At 48.4% G+C, this 2,191-nt stretch carries 3 protein-coding genes; all 3 read right to left on the bottom strand.

Annotation, left to right across the window (positions count from 1 at the left end; genetic code table 11):
* Positions 1 to 606 (bottom strand): electron transport complex subunit E (locus QTO00_RS18565; RefSeq protein ID WP_331426089.1); only part of this gene is annotated, 606 nt, incomplete at its 3' end.
* A complete protein-coding gene (locus QTO00_RS18560; RefSeq protein ID WP_331426088.1) occupies positions 599 to 1,201 on the bottom strand; it encodes an RnfABCDGE type electron transport complex subunit G in 603 nt (200 codons plus the stop codon). The genes QTO00_RS18565 and QTO00_RS18560, both read right to left, overlap by 8 nt.
* Position 1,202: 1 nt before the next feature.
* Positions 1,203 to 2,191: RnfABCDGE type electron transport complex subunit D (locus QTO00_RS18555; RefSeq protein ID WP_331426087.1), on the bottom strand; the 989-nt coding region annotated here is incomplete at its 5' end.

The following is a 2,191-nucleotide window of genomic DNA, read 5'->3' as shown; positions in this document are numbered from 1 at the left end:
AATTCCCAACATGACACCAAGCACTAAGAAGCCTCCTGGTGGCAAGATTGCTAACAAAACGCCTCGGTACTCAGGAATAATCACCATTTCGAGAAAAGCAAACTGCTCACTAAGCAACAAACTGGCATTTTCAAACAGGGTTCCGCTACCAATCACTTCGCGAATACCTCCAAGCGCAACCAGTACCCAAGTGAAACCAAGCCCCATGGCGAGGCCATCGACCAGTGCGGGAGCGAGTTTGTTTTTGCTCGCAAAGGACTCGACACGACCTAAAATCGCACAGTTGGTCACGATGAGTGGAATGAACAGCCCCAATACTTTGTGCAACGGGTGAAGCCAAGCATTTAGAATCGCATCAACCATGGTTACCAGAGAGGCAATAATGATGATGTTGACTGGAATCCGTACCGCTTTACTGACGATATCTTTCGCCAAAGATGCGAGTACGTTTGCTGCAACCATCACCGCCGTAGAAGCAAGGCCAAGCCCTAAACCGTTCGTTGCGTTGCTAGTCACAGCCAGAAGTGGACAAAGAGCAAGAGATTGACTGAGAACGATATTATTTTCCCACATGCCCTGTTTAACAATTGATTGGTAGTTACTCATGATTGACCTCTTCCTTTAGCCCAATTAGTGCCAGATGGACCCCTTTAACCACTGCGCGAGGCGTAATGGTCGCGCCGCTAAACTGGTCAAACTCACCACCATCTTTTTTTACTGCCCAACCACTCGTATTTGCCAGAGAGCGGCCATTAAAGCGTGTGATCCAGTCATCTTTCGATAGCTCTATTTTGTCTCCCAAGCCCGGTGTTTCGGTATGACTAATCACCCTAACTCCGGTTATCTGGTGTTGAAGATTCACCCCAACCAGAAACTGAATATCGCCGCTGTAGCCACTCTGCGAACCTTTAATCACATAACTAATTACAGAGCTGTTTTCATCTCTGACACGATAGAGTTGATACTCACTGCCACTCACCGTAATGGTTTGCCCATGATCAAACACCTGATTAGCAAAAGGTTGGCCATTTAGAACTTCATTCAAAAGCGCGTTTTGGTCCTCTTGAACGCGCAATTCAATCACGGGCTTAGTGACCAGTTCTAAAATCACCAACAGCGTCGCTGCCAGAGTACAACTCACCGCCAACAGAGCGCTCTGATAGGCAATTTTGTCTTTCCACTTGGTCAATGAAATTTGCATGTTAACCCTCCTTCGCGGTCTTGCTACCAAACACGCTCGGGCGCAAGTAGTAGTCAATCAATGGCACGGTGGCGTTCATGATTAGTACCGCAAACGCGACGCCTTCCGGGTAACTGCCAAAACTGCGGATCAACCAAATCAGTAGGCCGCAAGATGCGCCGTATAAAAGCTGCCCCCTAACGCTTGTTGGAGAAGTAACCAGATCCGTCGCAATATAAAACGCTGCCAGCATGGTTGCACCGCCAAAAAGATGCGCCTGTGGCGGTAAAAACTCGTTCGGTGAGAGTCCATAAGCGATCACTGCTGGAACGGCTATCCCTGCCAACAATGACGTAGGGATTGCCCAATTGATGATGCGTTTATAAAGCAGATAGCCTCCACCAAGTAGGATTAATAGAGCACTGGTTTCACCAAGGCTTCCTGCCTCTTGACCAAAGAACTGAGCGCTCAATGACACAGAGTGATTGATCTCTGCACTAAGTGAGGTTGCAGCGGTTGTGCCATCAAAGTTCACCCACGCCTCAGGCACTCGAACTAGGTTGTCACTGAAATCAATAGGCGTAGGGTCGGACCAAATGGTCATCTCGACAGGAAAACAGACCAAGAGCATCACCCTCGCCAACATTGCAGGATTAAATAGGTTCTGACCTAGCCCTCCATAGATCTGTTTACCGACGATAATGGCAAACGCGCTACCTACTACGCCGACCCATAGCGGCGTATTGGGCGGTAAGCTCATCGCTAGCAGTAGTGCAGTTAACAGAGCTGAACCATCAAAAGCTGCGAGGGCATTTCTTGCCATCACCTTTAAACACAACGCTTCAACCACAATTGCAGTTGCAGCACAAACACCAACAAGGTGCAGGCCATGTAGCCCAAACTGATAGACGCCAAACAGCAATGCCGGTAGTAGGCTCAAGACCACAAGGTACATAATGCGAACACTAGAATTTTCGCTATGAGAAAATGGCGCAGAGCTGAGTTGGTAAT

The organism is Vibrio sp. M260118 (assembly GCF_036533755.1).
In the GTDB taxonomy this organism is placed as follows: Bacteria; Pseudomonadota; Gammaproteobacteria; order Enterobacterales; family Vibrionaceae; genus Vibrio.
This window is presented reverse-complemented; position numbering and strand designations above follow the sequence as displayed.